The following is a 16,237-nucleotide window of genomic DNA, read 5'->3' on the forward strand; positions in this document are numbered from 1 at the left end:
GCCGCAGTTTTGTTTTTCTGCGGCGTTCGTTCGCGCCTTCCCTCCGATCGTGGGTGCCGCCGAAGGCGGCACCCAAACGCGCACCCTTCATGGAGCTTCATGCCCTTCATGGTGAAAGACCTGTCGTCAGAGACTCGGCGTAACGCCCGCCCAGTCGAGTTGGGTTAAGCTGGGCCGGCTTGGCCCATCGCGTCGCTCTCATCGCCGCTGTCCTGATGCTGGTGTCTCCTGTTGGCGCGCGCCAGGCGCCGCCGGCCGACCCGCTGACGGTCATGTCCTTCAATATCCGTTATGGGACGGCGAATGACGGCGAGAACCGCTGGGAGAACCGGCGCGAGGCGTTGTTTGCCCTGATGCGTGCCGAGAATGCTGACCTGGTAGGCCTGCAGGAGGCGTTGTACGGGCAGATCCAGGAAATTCTGGCGGCCGTACCCGGGTACGCGGTTGCCGGTGTCGGGCGGGACGACGGCCGGACGAAGGGTGAGTTCTCGGCCATCCTGTTTCGGGCGAACCGCTTCACCTTGTCGGATGCGGGCACCTTCTGGTTCTCGGACACACCCGAGGTGGTGGCGTCCACGTCCTGGGGCAACACGATCACGCGCATCTGTTCGTGGGCGCGGTTCATCGATCGAGACGGGCGCGCGTTCTGGCACTACAACGTGCACCTCGATCATCAGTCGCAGCCGTCGCGGGAGCGAAGCACCGAGTTGCTCGCCAGGCGCATCGCGGCGCGCGCTGAGCGCGGTGAACCGGCGATCGTGACGGGCGACCTGAATGTGGGCGAGTCCAATCCGGCCTTGACCGCGCTGGTCGGCAGCGCTTCGGCGCCGGGGCCGTTCGTCGATTCGTTCCGCGTGCTGCATCCTGATGTGAAAGAGGCCGGCACGTTTACCGGGTTTGACGCCACCCGTATCGCCGGCGACAAAATCGATTACGTGTTCGTGCCTCGCGGCACCGAGGTCCTGTCGGCCGCCATCGTCCGCACTGCCGCGAATGGACGATCGCCATCGGATCACTTTCCGGTGACCGCGCGCGTGCGCCTCAAGTAGAAGGGTCATGTCATGAAGCGAGTGCTGTCCATCGTGGTGTGCTTTGTCCTTGCCGGCGGAGCCTGGGTCTCCGCAGCGCAGAATCCACCTCAGGGTGCCGTCCCGCCCCAGGGGCCACCGGCCCCAGCGGTGAACGCCCCTCCGGCCCCCAGGGTGAACGCCCCGCCTCCGCCGATTGTGGTCGGCCCGCCGGCCCCGGTGCCGCCTGAAGTGGCCATCCCGCGTCCCACACCAGAAGAACTGGCGCTGGTCAACGACGCGGTGCAGAAGTTTGTCGATTCGTCTGAACCGTCCGTGAGGCCCGTGCTGAAGAAATTCGAGTCGCTGCTGTTGCTCGCGCCGCCACTCCGGAACGTGGCCGCGACGTTCACGCAGACCGCGCAGCGCCGTGGGGCCCGGCATCAGGGGTTCGTCGAGATCGCGAAGCAGGGGAACATCGACCTGCTCTTGCACGGCGACTCGATCACGGATTGGTGGGTGCAGGGCGCCGAGAACACGGCGATGTTCGACAAGTACTTCGCCGGCATCCGCACCGCGAACTTCGCGATTGCAGGTGACACCACACAGGGCGTGTTGTGGGGACTCAGAAACGGCGAGGGCCAGGGGTTCCAGCCCAAGGCCGTGATGTTGATGATTGGCACCAACAACAACGCGGCGAACACTGCACCGGAAATCGCCGAAGGCATCGGCGCTGTCGTCCTCGAGTTGCGCACGAACTTCCCGGACGCGAAGATTCTTCTGCTGGCGGTCTTTCCCCGCAGCGTTCCCGGGGATCCCATCCGCGACAAGATCGCGGAGGTGAATCGCATCATCGCCAGGCTGGACGATCAGAAACACGTGTTCTACCTGGACATCGGTGCCGCGTTTCTCGACGACAAGGGGTTCTTTCTCCCCGAGACGTTCCGGCCCGACAATCTGCACCCGATCGCCAAGGGGTACGAAATCTGGGGTGAAGCGATCAAGGCCAAACTCGCGGAACTGCTGAAGTAGCCGCCGCGGCCGTCGTCACCGGATGACGAGTGTCACGGTTCGCCCGTCTTCCCAGCGCCCGGTGCGTTCGAGCCACACGTATGCGGTGATGGCGTAGTGTCCCGGTGGCAACGAGACCGTTGACCTGAGTGCGAACTGATTGCCGGGCAGGTCGAGATCGGCGGCCCCCAGGAAGACCGGTCCACGCGCGCTGTCGGCCCAGACGTGCACCGCGCCCACGCCACTGCCGATTGACGCGTCAGGATCAAACGCCCACCCTTCGACTCGCGCAAAGCGCTCGCTCAGGGCTGGCCAGCGCCCGCGCACAGGCGGCTCGCTCAGGGCGGAATCCAGGCTCATGCGCACCTGCGACTCGCCAGCCGTAGCCGTGCGTGACGGTGCGATGGTCACCTGGATTCCCGTTCGAGTGTCTCCGTGGCGGAACGCCAGCGTATAGGTGCCCACGTAGCCCGGCCCCGGAGCCCATGTGAACCGCTGGCCTTCGAGCACAGAGCCCACCGGCAGGTCCCTCAACGTCCCGTTCGCGACGAGGAAACCGGCGTCTGGCGCATCCTGAAACCACAACTCCAGCCGCCCCATCTCCGGAAGCCTGACGAGCCGCGCGTCGCGCGAGTTAGGTCGCATCCGTTGCCACGCACCCGCCCGACTGAAGCCGGTGCGACCCCACACGGTTCCACTCGAGGGCGCAGCCTCGGTCAGCGCTGATGCCGCCCCAAGGGCCATCGCCGGCTGATCCGCGCGCGGCGTGAAGGCGCCACCATTCTGGACGATGAAGAACCGCGAGCCGATGCCTTCACTTCGACCGGCAGAGTCCTCCACGCCCCACGCGATGGTGTGCAGACCGTTTGACAGGGTGGCCGTGTTCAGCAGGTAGGCGCCGATCGCACCGCGACCCGCGTCCAGGTTCCTGTGCCGCGTCGGGTTCGACGAGCGGGATGTGAGCGGCGGTTGGCTGACGACGTTGCCGAACAAGTTCGAGATATCGTCGTTGCAGTACACGCCGCCTGGTACCGGATTTCCCACGGTGCCGCGGCACTGGTCGTACGCGACCGTCGAAACTGGAACACCATCAATGTAGACCACCATGGTTGAGCCGTTGACGGGCATCACGATATCGACAGGACCGTCCACGGTGGTGTTGGCGTCCGGTGTAAGCACCCATCCGAAGTTCGCGACTGAACCGCTGACTGTTGAACCCGGCGTGGGCGTGTCGAGCGTGCCGAAGGGTTTCGCAATCGTGTCGTTGGCCATCGTGATCGACGTCGGCGTCGAGTAGGTCGGGGACCCCGCCACGTACGATCGTCCCAGCAGTGTGAGTTGACCGTTCAGATCGGTTGCCACGGCAAACAGAGTCATCGGGCCCTGGCCGCCGGTGGTCTGGCCATTGGGCACGTGCGGCAGCATGAGCGTGAGGACCTGCATGCCCCAGCCCGCGCGATTCGCATTGGGAAACGAGGGGAACGCCGCCTCCACGTCGGGGCGTGCGCCTGGCAGGAATGCTGCTTCACCGACAAATACCATCGAGGTGCCTAGCACGGGCTGACAGCTTGCCGGGTTATCCACGCCGGTGAGGCAGTTCCGGTAGACCCTCACGTTCGCCACACCCGTGTCGTCCAGCGCCCAGCCGGTGACACCGATGGCGCCCACCACACCGGCCGCATTCTGCAGCGGCGTGTCCACCTGGCCGAACGGCGACAGCGAGCCGCCGATCGGTCCCGAGGCCGACGGGTCATGCGCAATCCTGATGATGGAACCGTTGAATGAGACGAGATACAACTCGCCTGCGCTATCCCTGCCGAACGCGGCGATGTTGCCAGTGACGCCCGTGCCGCCCAGTTCCGCAGTGTGCTCCACACGATCGGTCACGCTGGCTTCACCCGCTCCGTCAAGCGCGAGCCCAACCGACCAGACGCGGCCGCTCACGAAGTCCGCGTAGAAGTATCGTCCCCGAAACCCGCTGACCAGCCCGCTGCCCCGATAGACAAAGCCACCAGTGACGGACCGTCCTTCGGTGCGGGGGTAGTCGAGAATCGGATCGGTGAGCGGCAGGAAGGCCGGGGGCGTGTTCGGCAGGTAGGGCGCGAACCCCTCGCGCAACCGCCAGCCATAGTTGCGTCCCCCTTCGCCGGCGGGTTCGTAGTTGATTTCCTCACGCGCGCCCTGTCCGACATCGCCCAGCACCATGGCGTTTGTGCCTGCACTGCCGGAACCGGTGGCGTCGAACGTGAACTTCCAGGGATTACGGAGGCCAAACGACCAGATCTCGGGCAGTGCGCTCCCGTCGGCAAACGGATTGCCTGCGGGCACCACGTAGCCTTCCGGATGCGAGTCTGCCACGTCGATGTCGATCCTCAGCATCTTGCCCAGCAGCGTGGTGGGGTCCTGCGCGCGATTGCCGGGGTCGCCGCCCGACCCGCCATCGCCCATGCCGATGTACAGATAGCCGTCGGGGCCAAACTCCAGGTGACCGCCATTGTGATTCGCAAAGGGTTGCGCGATGAACCGGCTTCCGGCCGGTCCACCCCAGCGCAGATCGAAGCGCGATGCCGGCTCGGCCCGCAGGGGATCAGAGGCCATGCGTGTGTAGCGCGCCACGACGGTGTGACCTGAGAGATTGGTGAAGTTGATGAACACCCGGCCGCTCGAGGCGTGGTCGGGTGCGAATGCGAGGCCGAGCAGGCCCTGCTCGCTCCCCGTGGACACGAGTGTCGACACGTCAAGAAATGGCTGCGCGATAACCACGCCGTTCTGCACGACCCGCACGATGCCGCCCTGCTGTACGACGAACTGCACGCCCGGCAGTGTGGGATGCTGCACAAATTCAAGCGGTGAATTCAGGCCTGAGACAAAAACGACCGATTTGACCTGGGCGGCCGCTGGCGACGCTGTGGCGGCCCACAGGCACAAGGCCATCACCATCATCTTCGTGTGCGTGCGCATGCTGTCTCCGTTTCGGGGCGGACACTTCAGTGTATCGGCCAATGGACCAGGCGCGTCAGTGCCGAACAGCACACAAGACTGCCCCCGGTATACTCGTGGCCATGAAACGCGCTGTCCTTGCCCTCATTGCCACCGCGCTGATGTCGCCGGCGCAGTCCGCGCCGCTCACCATCGGAGAGACGTTCACGCTGGCGTCTGCGACGCTCGGAGAGACCAGGCGCATCAATGTGTATTTGCCGCCGGCGTATACAGCGCCCGCAGACGCGCGCCTGCCGGTGCTGTACATGCCCGACGGCGGTGTGGCCGAGGACTTCCTGCACATCGCCGGCCTCGTGCAGGTGCTGACCGGCAACGGCACGATGCGGCCGTTCATCCTGGTGGGGATTGAGAACACCCAGCGCCGGCGCGACTTGTCTGGTCCCACCCAGAATGCCGACGATCTGAAGATGGCGCCGCGTGTGGGTGAGTCGCAGGCGTTCCGCACGTTCATTCGCAGGGAACTCATGCCGGCCGTGCGCGCACGATACCGCACCACCGATGAAACGGCGATCGTCGGTGAATCCCTGGCGGGACTTTTTGTGGTCGAGACGTTGCTGAAGGAGCCGGATCTCTTCAACACCTACATCGCGTTTGATCCCAGCCTCTGGTGGAACAGCGGCGGCCTGGTGAAGGCCGCGCCCGCGGATTTGCGCGTGAGCCGGGATCGCCGGCGGACCATTTACCTGGCGACCAGCAGCGAAGGCGACGTGGATGCCACCGTGTCGCAATTGGCCGCCACACTTGCGGCCGACGGCAGCCCGCAGCTCACATCGACCTACGTGAAATACCCGTCAGAGCGCCACGCCACGATCTTCCACCCCGCGGCACTTGTTGCATTCCGCGCGCTTTTCGCACCGCCCAAATAGAAGGCGCCAGTCTATTGCTTCACGTTCCTGTCGCCGAGGCCGTGCGACTGGTTGCACAGGGGGCAGGCGGTTGGCGGGTCAGTGTTGCTGACGCGGTGTTTCACGGGTGCCACCGTCTTCAGGAACGAGTAGATATCGTTGATGTCCTCGTCGGTCATGTTGCGAAATGCCGAGAACGGCATGATGTGACTGAGCATGCGGCCGGGGATTTGTCCCGTGCGAATGGTTTCGCGAAACAGCCCCTCGTCGTAGTGCGCAATGCCTGATGGATCAGGTGTGATGTTTGCGGTGAACACGCGTTTGCCCGGCTGATCGGGCAGATCGAAGTAGCCGCCGCCGGCAAAACCCAGTCCCGGAAGGGGCCCGCCCTCGGCGTCAGTGGGCGTGTGGCACGCGCCGCACCCTGCGAGCGTGACCAGGTACTTTCCGCGCTCGGCCGGTGTCGAAGACGGGTGCGAGGGCTGCGGTGTGGTCAGCGCCTTCGGCATGGTCTTGACGATGTATTCGAGCGGGCCTGGGAGCGAGCGCACAGGCACCGCATTCTTCACGGCGGGGAGCGTTCTCAGGTACACCACAATCGACTTCACGTCTTCGTCGTCGAGCGTCGCGAAGTCCATGTAAGGCATGATCGGGAACAGCGCCGACCCATCCTTGCGCACTCCCTCGCGGATGGCCCTGGCGATTTCGTCATCGGACCAGTCGCCGAGTCCCGTTTCCCGATCGGGCGTGATGTTCTTCGACGCGATGTTGTTCAGCTCAGGCACAGGCATGACCCAGCCCGCACCTTTTTTCGAATCCACCAGCGGGTAATCCGGCTTCGTCATGTCGTGTTCCGTGTGACAGAAGAAGCAGTGGGTGGGGCCCTCGGCGAGGTATTTGCCTCGCGCCAGGCGGGCCTCAGTGACCTCGAATGGAGTGTTGGTCACAGGCCGGGCGTCGGGACCCAGAACCACCTGCCACCCGATGGCGGTGATGCCACCCAGAACCACTACGACCAGAAGGGCCAACAGACTGAGAAATACCGTCTTCACACGCACTGCCATGGCTCTCTCCCGCACGCCGCCCCCATGGGCTGATGAAATTGACGCGCGATGCTACCACAGCCGAAAAAGACGTCGGGAGTCTTTTTGCCGGGGGCCAGCAAAAGTAGTCGTTCGGAGGTCCCGGGCCTACGCCGGCGCGACGGTCACGCGGTTCCGGCCGGTTCGTTTGCTCTCGTACAGGGCCTGGTCGGCCTCGCGGTACAAGTCGGCGGCGCGGTGCAATGCCTTTCGGACACTGGAGACGCCGACACTCACAGTGATCGGAATTCGTGCGCCCTCGTGCCGGCAGTCAATCTGCTCGATGGTCCGGCGGATATTTTCGGCCACTGCGGTTGCGTCCTCGACGCCGGCGCTGGTCAGCACCACCATGAACTCATCGCCGCCGTAACGCCCCGCCATGTCCCGTTCCCCGAGCCCGCACCTTCTCAGCGCGTCGCCCACTGCGGTAAGCACACGGTCGCCGCAGTCATGCCCATGCGTGTCGTTGATCGTCTTGAAGTCGTCGATGTCGAAGAAAACGATGGACATCTCCGACCCCAGCGCCTTCGCGCGTTTGAATTCGACGTCGAGGACCTCGGAGATGTACTTGTGGCTGAACGCCCTCGTGAGCCTGTCCAGATGCGCCGCGTCAGTGATGTTGACGTGATACAGCGTCTCGAACTGACCGGCCGGCAGGTACTTGAGGATCGTGCTGCCGAGCTTGATCATGTCTTCCTTGCCCAGTTCAACGCGGTCGTCGCCGACCGGCTCGTCGTTCAGGAAGGTGCCGTTCCGCGATTTCAAGTCGGTGATAAACGCCTGCTCGCCTTCCAGGCTGATCTCCAGATGTTGCCGACTCACATTCGCATCGTCGAACCGGATGTCTGCGGTGGTATCGCGGCCGAGGACGAAGGAGTTCCGGCCCTCAAGCGGGTATTTCTTGCCCTGGATCGTGCCTCGAATCACGATCAGCACCGGCGTGGTGGAACACGCCAGCTCGCGCCTGATCCTCATGGTTTCGCTCGGGATGTCGAGCGCCCTCGTCGCGTCGGCGTCGAACTCGTCGGAATCGGGCCGGGTCATACTTTTCCAGTCTAGCCCAGCCCCGCCACGCGGAAGGACAGAACGATGGCGTATGATGCGCCAGCCTGTTATGTCGCGAGTCTCCGATACTGGTCCGGTGGACCGGGCCGTTATTGTCGGCATCAACGCGTACCCGGTACGAACCTCGGGGCCGCTGAAGGACTTCACTCCCCTCGACGGCTGCGTCAATGATGCGCGCGCGATCGCGGACTTCGTGGTCCGCAAGCGCGGGTTCAATCGCTCGCAGGTGCGCCTCCTGACCGATGCGGCCGCCACCAGGAAGGCGATGGTTGCCGCCTTGCGATGGCTGGTGAAGGGGGCGCGCCCCGGCGACCGGCTCCTGTTTTATTACAGCGGCCACGGCACACCGTTTCCAATGCCCGGCCCGCACGCCCATCGCCACAAGTTGCACGACGCGATCTGCCCGGTGGACTTTGACTGGACGGGCCCGCGACTGATTACCGACCTCGACTTCGAGCAGATCTTCGAGCCGCTCCCGGAGGGCGTGGAGTTCCTCTGGATCTGCGACTCCTGTTTTTCCGGCGGACTGGCGCGCGATTTCCGTACGGCGCGGGCGCTCGGGCGGGGCATACGCACCGTCGCGTTGCACCACACCGTGGTCAAGGCGCTTCGGGCCGCCCGTGCCCGGCGGCGTGGCAAGCCGGCCGGATTGCGCCGCGTGGTCCACCGGCTCAACGGGGCGCTGATCGCGGCAGCGACCGTGGAGGAGTATTCGTGGGATTGGGCGTTTGGGCGGCCCAAGAGGTCGCACGGTGTGTTGACCCATTACCTGCTGAAGGCACTCAACGCGCCTGGGGGCCGCACCGCTCCGCTTGACGAGGTTGTGGCCCGTGTGGCCAGGACCATCCGCAAGAGCACCGCCGAATACCGCACCCAGCACCCCGAGGCGATGGGCGCACCCGCAGTGCTCGCACGCCCGTTTCTTGCTCGGCCCAGCCGGTGAGTTTATAGTCAACGCCGGATTCAGCACAGGAGCCCACCACCATGCCCGCCACGCCTCGCAGTAGCAGTAAGCAACTGCATATTCACGAGCATCCGCTTCCTCCGAAGCCTCCGGAGATGGCGTGGCGCGACTACCTCATCATGCTGCTCAAGATCGCGGCTGAGCTCGAGCAGGCGTTGATGGTCCAGTACCTCTATGCCGCCTATTCACTCGGCGGCGACGATGCGCGCGAGCACGAGCGCAAGGTGCACGAGTGGCGCGACGCGATCCTCACGATCGCCCGTGAAGAAATGGGGCATCTGCTGACCGTGCAGAACTGCATCTGCCTGCTGGGAGGCCCGCTCAGTTTTGAACGCGAAGACTATCCGTGGGATACCCCCTACTATCCCTTTGAGTTCTGCCTGGAACCGCTGACACGCCGATCGCTGGCCAAGTACGTCTTTGCGGAAATGCCGGCGGTGTTCAGCGAGGACGAGAAGAAGTACTACGAAGTGGCGAAAGCGGCCAAGCGTGAGCTGGGACTGCACGTGGGACACCCGGTGGGTGAGGTCTACGACGCGATCATCGAAATCGTCAGCGACCCGAAGAAGATCCTGGATTCAGACTTCGACGCGAACACCTACGGCATCCAGGCGTCGTTCGACGATTGGGGACGCGGCTATCGGCCGGGTCCGTTCCCGCCGCACGCCGTGCCGGGTGATGCGCCGCCGCCCCACGAGCGCAAAACGCGCGTGATCATCACCCAGATGGCGACGCGCACAGAAGCGGTCGCGGCGCTCAAGGATGTCGCCGGTCAGGGCGAATCGCCGCACCATCGCGCAGCGGTGAAGGATGAGCCGTCGCACTTCGTCAGGTTCGCGACGATCTTCCATGAGCTGCAGCAGATCCAGAAGAAACACAAGAAGTGGTCTCCCTCTCGTCGTGTGGCCACGAATCCGGTGGTCGTCGAGCCCGGTCAAGTCCTCAAGGGCTCGACGCCCATTACCGCCGAGCCTTCCCGCACATGGGCTGCGTTGTTCAACGTGCGCTACCGCATGTTGCTGAGCTACCTGACGCACACATTCCAGCTGCGGCGAATCAACCTGGGCAAGCCCGACGACCTGCGCCCCGCGATCATGTCCAAGGTCTTTGGTGAGATGTACAACATCAAGGCCATCGCCGGCATCCTCGTCAGGTTGCCGATCGGCGGCGCCAGGAACTCTGAAAGGGCCGGACCACCCTTCCAGATGCCGTACACGCTGGTCTTGCCGGCGTCGGAAACCGACATCTGGCGGCAGCATCGGGATTTGGTCACCAGTTCTCAGGAACTCGTTTCCACACTCCTGGACCCGAACATGAAGCATCACAAAGATGAGACCGCTGACGGACGGCAGTACCTCGCGGTGCTGCGCGACCTCGACCTCCAGTCCATCGCGTTCATTGACGAAGTGCTGGCCGGCCTGCGGCCCGCCGTTCGAGGAGGCCGGAAATGATTCGCGAACTCCGCATCCTTCCACCGCTGGCTATCGGCCGCCTTGGCTCGGCGCCAGAGCCGCTCGACAACTTCACGATGGTGGAGAACGACGAGCATCCGTTGGACTACCGGCGCATCGTGCCGCAGGAAACCCTGAGGGTGGACCCGAAGACCGGCGCGATTTCAGGTAGCCACACCCCGAAGGACATCACATTCAAAGACAATGGGCGCATCCGTCCGGTGGCGCCGTTCCTTGAATTGTTCGCGCGCGTCGATCGCTCCAAGACCTGGCAGCCACTGACGGTCGGGCTGCTGAAGCAGCACGGCTGCACCGTCAAAGATCTGTCGTGGCAGGTGAGCGTGGCCAATCGGAAGGTCGAGCGCCGGACCTCGAACCCTAACGATGCCGTGCTGGCTGAAACAGGCTGGTTTTCCAGCCACGCGCCGCAGCACCTGAAAGGGCACTGCGCCAATTTTATTTCGCCGAAGCGATTCATCGACTTCGGCAGTGTCCGGTTCATCAAGCCGACGCGCCAGTATCCGGAGATCCGCTTCCGGTTCTCGCCGGCGCAGGGTCTGATTTACGGCTCAAACCTCACTGATGCCGAGCTCGCGGAGCTGCGAGCCGACAATCCCGGCATCTACGAAGTGCCGAAGAGCCGTCGCATCTACAACCGGAAAAAAGGCTGGTACAAGTTTGAACCGCCTGCCGGCATTGACGACGCCATTCCCAACTATCACGGCAAGTTCGTGAGCGAGACCCTGCCGCCGTCGCTTTATTCGATCATTCCGCCGGCGCCCTGCTGGCTGAACAACAACATCGCGATCTCGCGCGGGTATCTCGACGACGCGTGTGACGGCATCGTGGAAGTGAAGCTCAAGGGCAGGAAGGGCGCGACGGCCCTGTCGGCCGTTGCACGCATCACGGCCGGGCCCCCGATGCTGGTGCCCGATTCACTGTTCGTGCGGAATCTTTGCGATGACCTCGACCAGGTCATCTTCGGACCCCGGATCGAGCATGAGTCGTTTGAAGAGACGCGCGCGCGCGCCGAAGACATCATTCGCCGCGCCTTTGAAACGGTGCGCTTCCTCAACGTCGCCGTGATGAACGGCAACCCGGTGGATGCGCGCGATCCGCTCGACTTCGACACCATGCCTGCCGAAGAGGCCTTCGACGTGTTGCGCCCCATGCGGCCTGTGTTCAGCGAAAAGACCGCCGACACACTCGCCATCATGCGTCTGCACCAGCAGGTGTACGCAGCGTTGAAGGCCGGGGCGGCGCCCTGGTTCCCATCCCTGCTTCGGAAGCCGGAACAAGTGGCCGACTTCACCGACAACGGGCGCCGCAAGATGCCGGCGCTCATGTGTGGCGCGGACGGCAACTACCTCGCGCTCACGCATCGACAGATCAACACCATCTATCGCGCGGCGGGACAGCCGATCGATGTGGGCGGTGCCGATCCGGCGACCATCGAAGCGGACCAGCCCAAGGCCGTGTTGACCGCGCGCAATCTCTCTGCGCAACGGCACCTCGATATCAACTTTGTCGCCAGAGGCAATCCGGTCAGCACGCGCCCCGTCAGCGCGATCGCCAACTGCACCCCGGGGCTTGAGGTGGACCTGCGAGCGGTGTGGCGGCGCGTGTTCGAGGGCATCGTGATCCGCGAATACGACAACCTCGTAACCGATGTCACCGATCCGGCGCTGAAGCACCTCAAGGGGTGCCGGTTGCTGCGCATCTCATACGGCACGGAGAAACCGTTCTTGACGATGGCGCAGGCGATTGGCCCGTCGCCGGCCGACACCGTGAATCAATCGGTGGTGTATTCCACGGATGCCAATCCGTGGGGGCTCGCGCCACTGGAGTGGTCCAACGCGCTGGCCAAGATGCTGCACGCGCGTGTGGGCCAGACGGTCACGTGTGACTTCACGCGCACCCCCGCGTGGTTCGGTCAACAGCCATGGAGCGATGACAAGACCACGTATGTCACCCACGAACTCAAGGTGCGTCCGTTCTTCGAAGACGACACCGCGGTGATTTCGCGTGTGCTGGCCGAAGCGGGAGAGCTGACGCAGGGATTGTGCTCGCCGTGGCAGAACGACTATCGCGAGTGCTCGTGTTACTACTGGGCCGCCGCGCGGCCAGACTTCGTCAACGTCGAGCCCACATCGACAGGCGCAAGTGCCGGCGACAACTGGCTGCAGAAGGACCGGACCGGCACATACATTCCCGACGACTACGTGGACTCGCGCCTGGTGCTGTACGACGACCTGTTCAAGGGTTGGGAAAAGTGGCTGCGCTTCGCGATCGGCGGCAAGGACAACGACGGGAAAGGTAACGGGTGAGTCGCGCCGATGCGCGTCACTTCATGTCGGCGTCGGCGCCGCGGTCACGCGACGTTCACCTGATTGAGAGTGCGCTCGGCCGGCACGTGTTTGTCCCCGATGGCAGCCGGCTGTTCGATGCCGACTCCGAGCTCTTCGGCCAGTTCAGCGACGCGATGGGTGATGGACGCGTCGGCGAGTTGCTCGATCGTGTTGGCCTGGGCGGTACCCCCTACATCGATGACACCCCGCTGACCGCACCGCCGGTGCATGCGCTCTCGCTCGCCATCGCGCAGAAGTGCAATCTCGGCTGCACCTATTGCTACGCGCAGCAAGGGGAGTTCGGCGGCCCGGCCAAGAACATGTCGGCCGACCTCGCCAATCAGGCGGCCGATCTCCTGGTGGACGGAGCCGCGCCGGGGGCTCGCCTGAATCTCGCGTTTCTCGGTGGTGAACCTCTGGTCAACAGACCGGTGCTGCAGGCCACGACCCGACGGGCCGCCGAACGCGCCGCCGCGCGTGGTGTCACGCTGAACTTCTCGATCACCACCAACGGCACGCTGCTCACGGAAGCCGACGCAGCGTTTTTTGAGGAGTTCGGGTTCGCCGTCACGATCAGCCTGGATGGCCCGCGCGACACGCACGATGCCAATCGCCCCTTCAAGAGTGGGAAGGGCAGCTTCGACCGGATCATGGAGAATCTGAAGCCACTGTTCGCGCGCCAGCGCCAGATGCAGGTGACCGCGCGCGTGACAGTAACGCCGGCGAACATCGAGTTGCGCGAGACACTCGATCAGTTTGTGGACGCCGGGTTTCACAGCGTCGGCTTTTCGCCCATGCTGGCCGCTCCGACGGGGAGGGGCGAAATGCAGCCCGCCGATCTCGAGATCATGCTCGGCGAGATGATTGCGTGCGGCCGTGAGTTCGAACGCCGCATGCTGGCCGGTCAGCGTTACCCGTTCGCAAACATGGTGAATGCGTTGCGCGAAATTCAGCGCGGCACCCATCGTCCCTACCCGTGTGGCGCGGGCGCCGGCTATCTCGGTGTATCCGCCGACGGCGATCTCGCCGCATGCCACCGGTTCGTGGGCGATGCCGAGGGCGCAATGGGCTCACTCGGCGCTGGTGTGGATGAGGTGCGCCGATCGGCGTGGCTGGCCGATCGCCACGTCCACACCCAGGAACCGTGTCGGAACTGCTGGGCGCGCTACATGTGCGGAGGCGGGTGCCACCATGAGGTCATCAGCCGTGGGCGGCCCGCGTGCGACTACATCCGCGGGTGGCTGCACTATTGCCTCGACGCGTATTTGCGCCTCTCGCCCGCAGGCCTCGGGGAAGATCGGCGGACCCCGGCCGAGGTGTCGTAGGGCCCTATGACGCCGCTCTCCGCCGACGTATGTGTCATGGGCGCCGGTCCGGCCGGCTGCGTGATGGCCGCGCGACTCGCACAACTCGGTCTGGCCGTCTGCCTCGTCGAACGCGAGACGTTTCCCCGGCATCATCTGGGCGAGTCACTCAGTCCGGGCGTGCTTCCGTTGCTTGCGACCATCGGCGCACGCGACACGGTTGAAGCCGCCGGTTTCACGCCCGTGCGGCGCGTGTTGTCGAATTGGGACGGCCCACTCGCCGAACGCGTCGATGCGAGTGAGCAAGGCCTGCTCGTCGATCGCGGAAGGTTCGACGCGCTACTGGCAGACCGTGCGCGCGCGCTCGGTGTGGAGGTGATGCAACCGGCGGTGGTTCGCGAGTTCGCGAAGGACGATGACGGCTGGCGGCTAGGCGTTGAGGCCGCTGGGTCTCTCCGCCACCTACGCGTCCGATATCTCGTTGATGCCACAGGACGTGCCGCCGCTCTCGCGGGCCGCCGACGTCGAACGGGCCCGAAGACCGTTGCCGTGTACGCCTACTGGGAAGGGAAGCGCCTGCCGGCACAGCCGCGGATCGGCGCGGGCGCGAACGAGTGGTACTGGGGAGTGCCGCTCCCGGACGGCCTCTACAACACGCTTGTCTTTGTGGATGGCTCCAGCCTCGGCGGCCGGGGCCGACTGGCGCGTGAAACGCGCTTTCACGAACTGCTGGGCCGCGCCGGCTTGATGGACGGTTGTGACGAGCCCCGAATGGTGGGCCGGGTCCTGTTGGCGGACGCCACGCCGTATCTTGATGACGAGTGTGTGACGCGCACACAGATCAAGATCGGCGATTCCGCGCTCGCGCTCGATCCGCTCTCCTCGAGCGGCGTCCAGAAGGCGATTCAATCGGCCCTCTCCGGTGCGGTCGTCGTCAACACGCTGCTCCGCAAACCTGAGAACAGTGACGCCGCCGTCCGGTTTTATCGCGAGAGTCTTGCGCAGGCGTCGCATCGGCACCGTGCCTGGGCTGCGGGCCACTATGCCAGCGTGGCAGCGCGCGAGCACTCACCCTTCTGGACGGACCGGTCCATCCCTGTGGGCAGTCCACAGCCGTACGTTCCCCCTGCGCCTCCCGAAGAAATGACCGCGCGAATCGCGTCGGGCGCGCCGGTCCAGGTGTCGCCGGACGCCGAACTGATTGAAGTGCCACGGCTCGGCTCCGATTTCGTTGCGCTGGGGCCCGCGCTCCACCACCCGGCGCTGGATGGGCCAGTGGCGTACCTCGGCGGCTGGGAGCTGGCCCCCCTGCTTCGCGAGGTGCGTCCCGGTATGACGCCCCTGCAAGTGGTCCAGTCGTGGGCGCCGGGGGTTCCTGCGGAATCTGGACTGGCGATTGCCGGATGGATGCTCGGTCGTGGCATTCTGATACCGCAATGCGAATCGTGAGCCGTCCATGAGGATTGTGGCCCTGAGCGATCAGCACGGGCACCTGCCTGAGATTCCACCCTGCGACCTGCTGCTGGTGGCCGGGGATGTGTGTCCGGATCGCGTTGGAGCGGAGGTTGCGTCCGACCATCCCGATCGGCAGAAAGACTGGTTCGACGCGTACGCCAGGCCCTGGTTGGCCAAGGCGCCAGCCAGACACAAGATCCTCACGTGGGGCAATCACGACTGGTGCGGGCAGGCATGTCACTTCGAGAGCGGTTCGCCCGAGGCGGCTGAGGGCCAGATTCTTGTGGATGCCGGCACGACCGTTCCTCGCACCGGCGCCGGCGGGGGCTCGATTTCAATCTGGGCCTCGCCTTGGACGCGCGAGTTTGCCTCATGGGCGTTCATGAAGTCGCCGCGCGAGCTCGCTGACGTCTACGCGGCGATTCCGGAAGGCACCGACATCCTGGTCACGCACCAACCGCCCTACCGGCATGGCGACCGGTTTGACCATCCCGGCTCCGCAGGGATGGAGCACCTCGGCAGTACCGAGCTGCTTGAGGCCATCGCGCGCATCAGGCCGAAGCTGGTGGTGTGCGGCCACCTGCACGGCGGCCACGGCCGCTACGTGTATGAAGGCGTACCCATCTTCAACGTCAGCGTGGTGAACGACGACTACCAGATGGTGCGGCCGCCCACTGTGATCGATATTCCGGAGTGGTGACGACC

General features: G+C 64.7%; 12 protein-coding genes. 9 read left to right on the top strand and 3 right to left on the bottom strand.

All coding sequences use genetic code 11. From position 1 onward, the window contains the following. The first annotated feature begins 179 nt into the window (after window positions 1-179). Both IPL75_07475 and IPL75_07480 read left to right on the top strand, forming a co-directional pair. A complete protein-coding gene (locus IPL75_07475; protein ID MBK9240098.1) occupies window positions 180-1,049 on the top strand; it encodes an endonuclease/exonuclease/phosphatase family protein in 870 nt (289 codons plus the stop codon). A 12-nt stretch (window positions 1,050-1,061) separates the two neighbouring features. Next, entirely contained in the window at window positions 1,062-2,039 is a 978-nt protein-coding gene (locus IPL75_07480; protein MBK9240099.1) for a hypothetical protein, read from the top strand. 15 nt (window positions 2,040-2,054) lie between these two features. Here the strand turns inward: IPL75_07480 and IPL75_07485 are convergent, their stop codons facing one another. After that, on the bottom strand, window positions 2,055-4,979 hold the full coding sequence (locus IPL75_07485) for a PQQ-dependent sugar dehydrogenase (protein MBK9240100.1): 2,925 nt from the start codon (window positions 4,977-4,979) through the stop codon (window positions 2,055-2,057). Window positions 4,980-5,080: 101 nt separating this feature from the next. Here IPL75_07485 and IPL75_07490 point away from each other — a divergent pair, with 101 nt between their 5' ends. Then, window positions 5,081-5,884, top strand: coding sequence for an alpha/beta hydrolase (locus IPL75_07490; protein ID MBK9240101.1), 804 nt, complete (start codon window positions 5,081-5,083; stop codon window positions 5,882-5,884). Between the two features lie 11 nt (window positions 5,885-5,895). Here IPL75_07490 and IPL75_07495 read toward each other — a convergent pair whose 3' ends face one another. Together IPL75_07495 and IPL75_07500 are read right to left on the bottom strand one after the other, a co-directional pair. Then, on the bottom strand, window positions 5,896-6,927 hold the full coding sequence (locus tag IPL75_07495; protein MBK9240102.1) for a cytochrome c: 1,032 nt from the start codon (window positions 6,925-6,927) through the stop codon (window positions 5,896-5,898). 126 nt (window positions 6,928-7,053) lie between these two features. After that, window positions 7,054-7,989: a GGDEF domain-containing protein gene (locus tag IPL75_07500; protein MBK9240103.1), complete on the bottom strand. Its 936-nt coding sequence runs from the start codon at window positions 7,987-7,989 to the stop codon at window positions 7,054-7,056. 70 nt (window positions 7,990-8,059) lie between these two features. Here IPL75_07500 and IPL75_07505 point away from each other — a divergent pair, with 70 nt between their 5' ends. From IPL75_07505 to IPL75_07530, 6 genes are all read left to right on the top strand, one after another. Then, window positions 8,060-8,953: a caspase family protein gene (locus IPL75_07505; GenBank protein ID MBK9240104.1), complete on the top strand. Its 894-nt coding sequence runs from the start codon at window positions 8,060-8,062 to the stop codon at window positions 8,951-8,953. Window positions 8,954-8,994: 41 nt separating this feature from the next. After that, window positions 8,995-10,425: a hypothetical protein gene (locus IPL75_07510; protein ID MBK9240105.1), complete on the top strand. Its 1,431-nt coding sequence runs from the start codon at window positions 8,995-8,997 to the stop codon at window positions 10,423-10,425. Window positions 10,426-11,876: 1,451 nt separating this feature from the next. Beyond that, complete coding sequence (locus IPL75_07515; protein MBK9240106.1) at window positions 11,877-12,752, top strand: hypothetical protein; 876 nt, start codon at window positions 11,877-11,879, stop codon at window positions 12,750-12,752. 23 nt (window positions 12,753-12,775) lie between these two features. Continuing rightward, window positions 12,776-14,098 (top strand): radical SAM protein, encoded by a 1,323-nt coding sequence (locus tag IPL75_07520; protein ID MBK9240107.1) that lies wholly within the window; start codon window positions 12,776-12,778, stop codon window positions 14,096-14,098. A gap of 6 nt (window positions 14,099-14,104) precedes the next feature. After that, window positions 14,105-15,526, top strand: coding sequence for a tryptophan 7-halogenase (locus IPL75_07525; GenBank protein ID MBK9240108.1), 1,422 nt, complete (start codon window positions 14,105-14,107; stop codon window positions 15,524-15,526). Between the two features lie 7 nt (window positions 15,527-15,533). Then, window positions 15,534-16,232 (top strand): metallophosphoesterase, encoded by a 699-nt coding sequence (locus tag IPL75_07530; GenBank protein MBK9240109.1) that lies wholly within the window; start codon window positions 15,534-15,536, stop codon window positions 16,230-16,232. Window positions 16,233-16,237: the final 5 nt, after the last annotated feature.

Source organism: Acidobacteriota bacterium, from assembly GCA_016716905.1.
Taxonomy (GTDB): domain Bacteria; phylum Acidobacteriota; class Vicinamibacteria; order Vicinamibacterales; family SCN-69-37; genus SYFT01.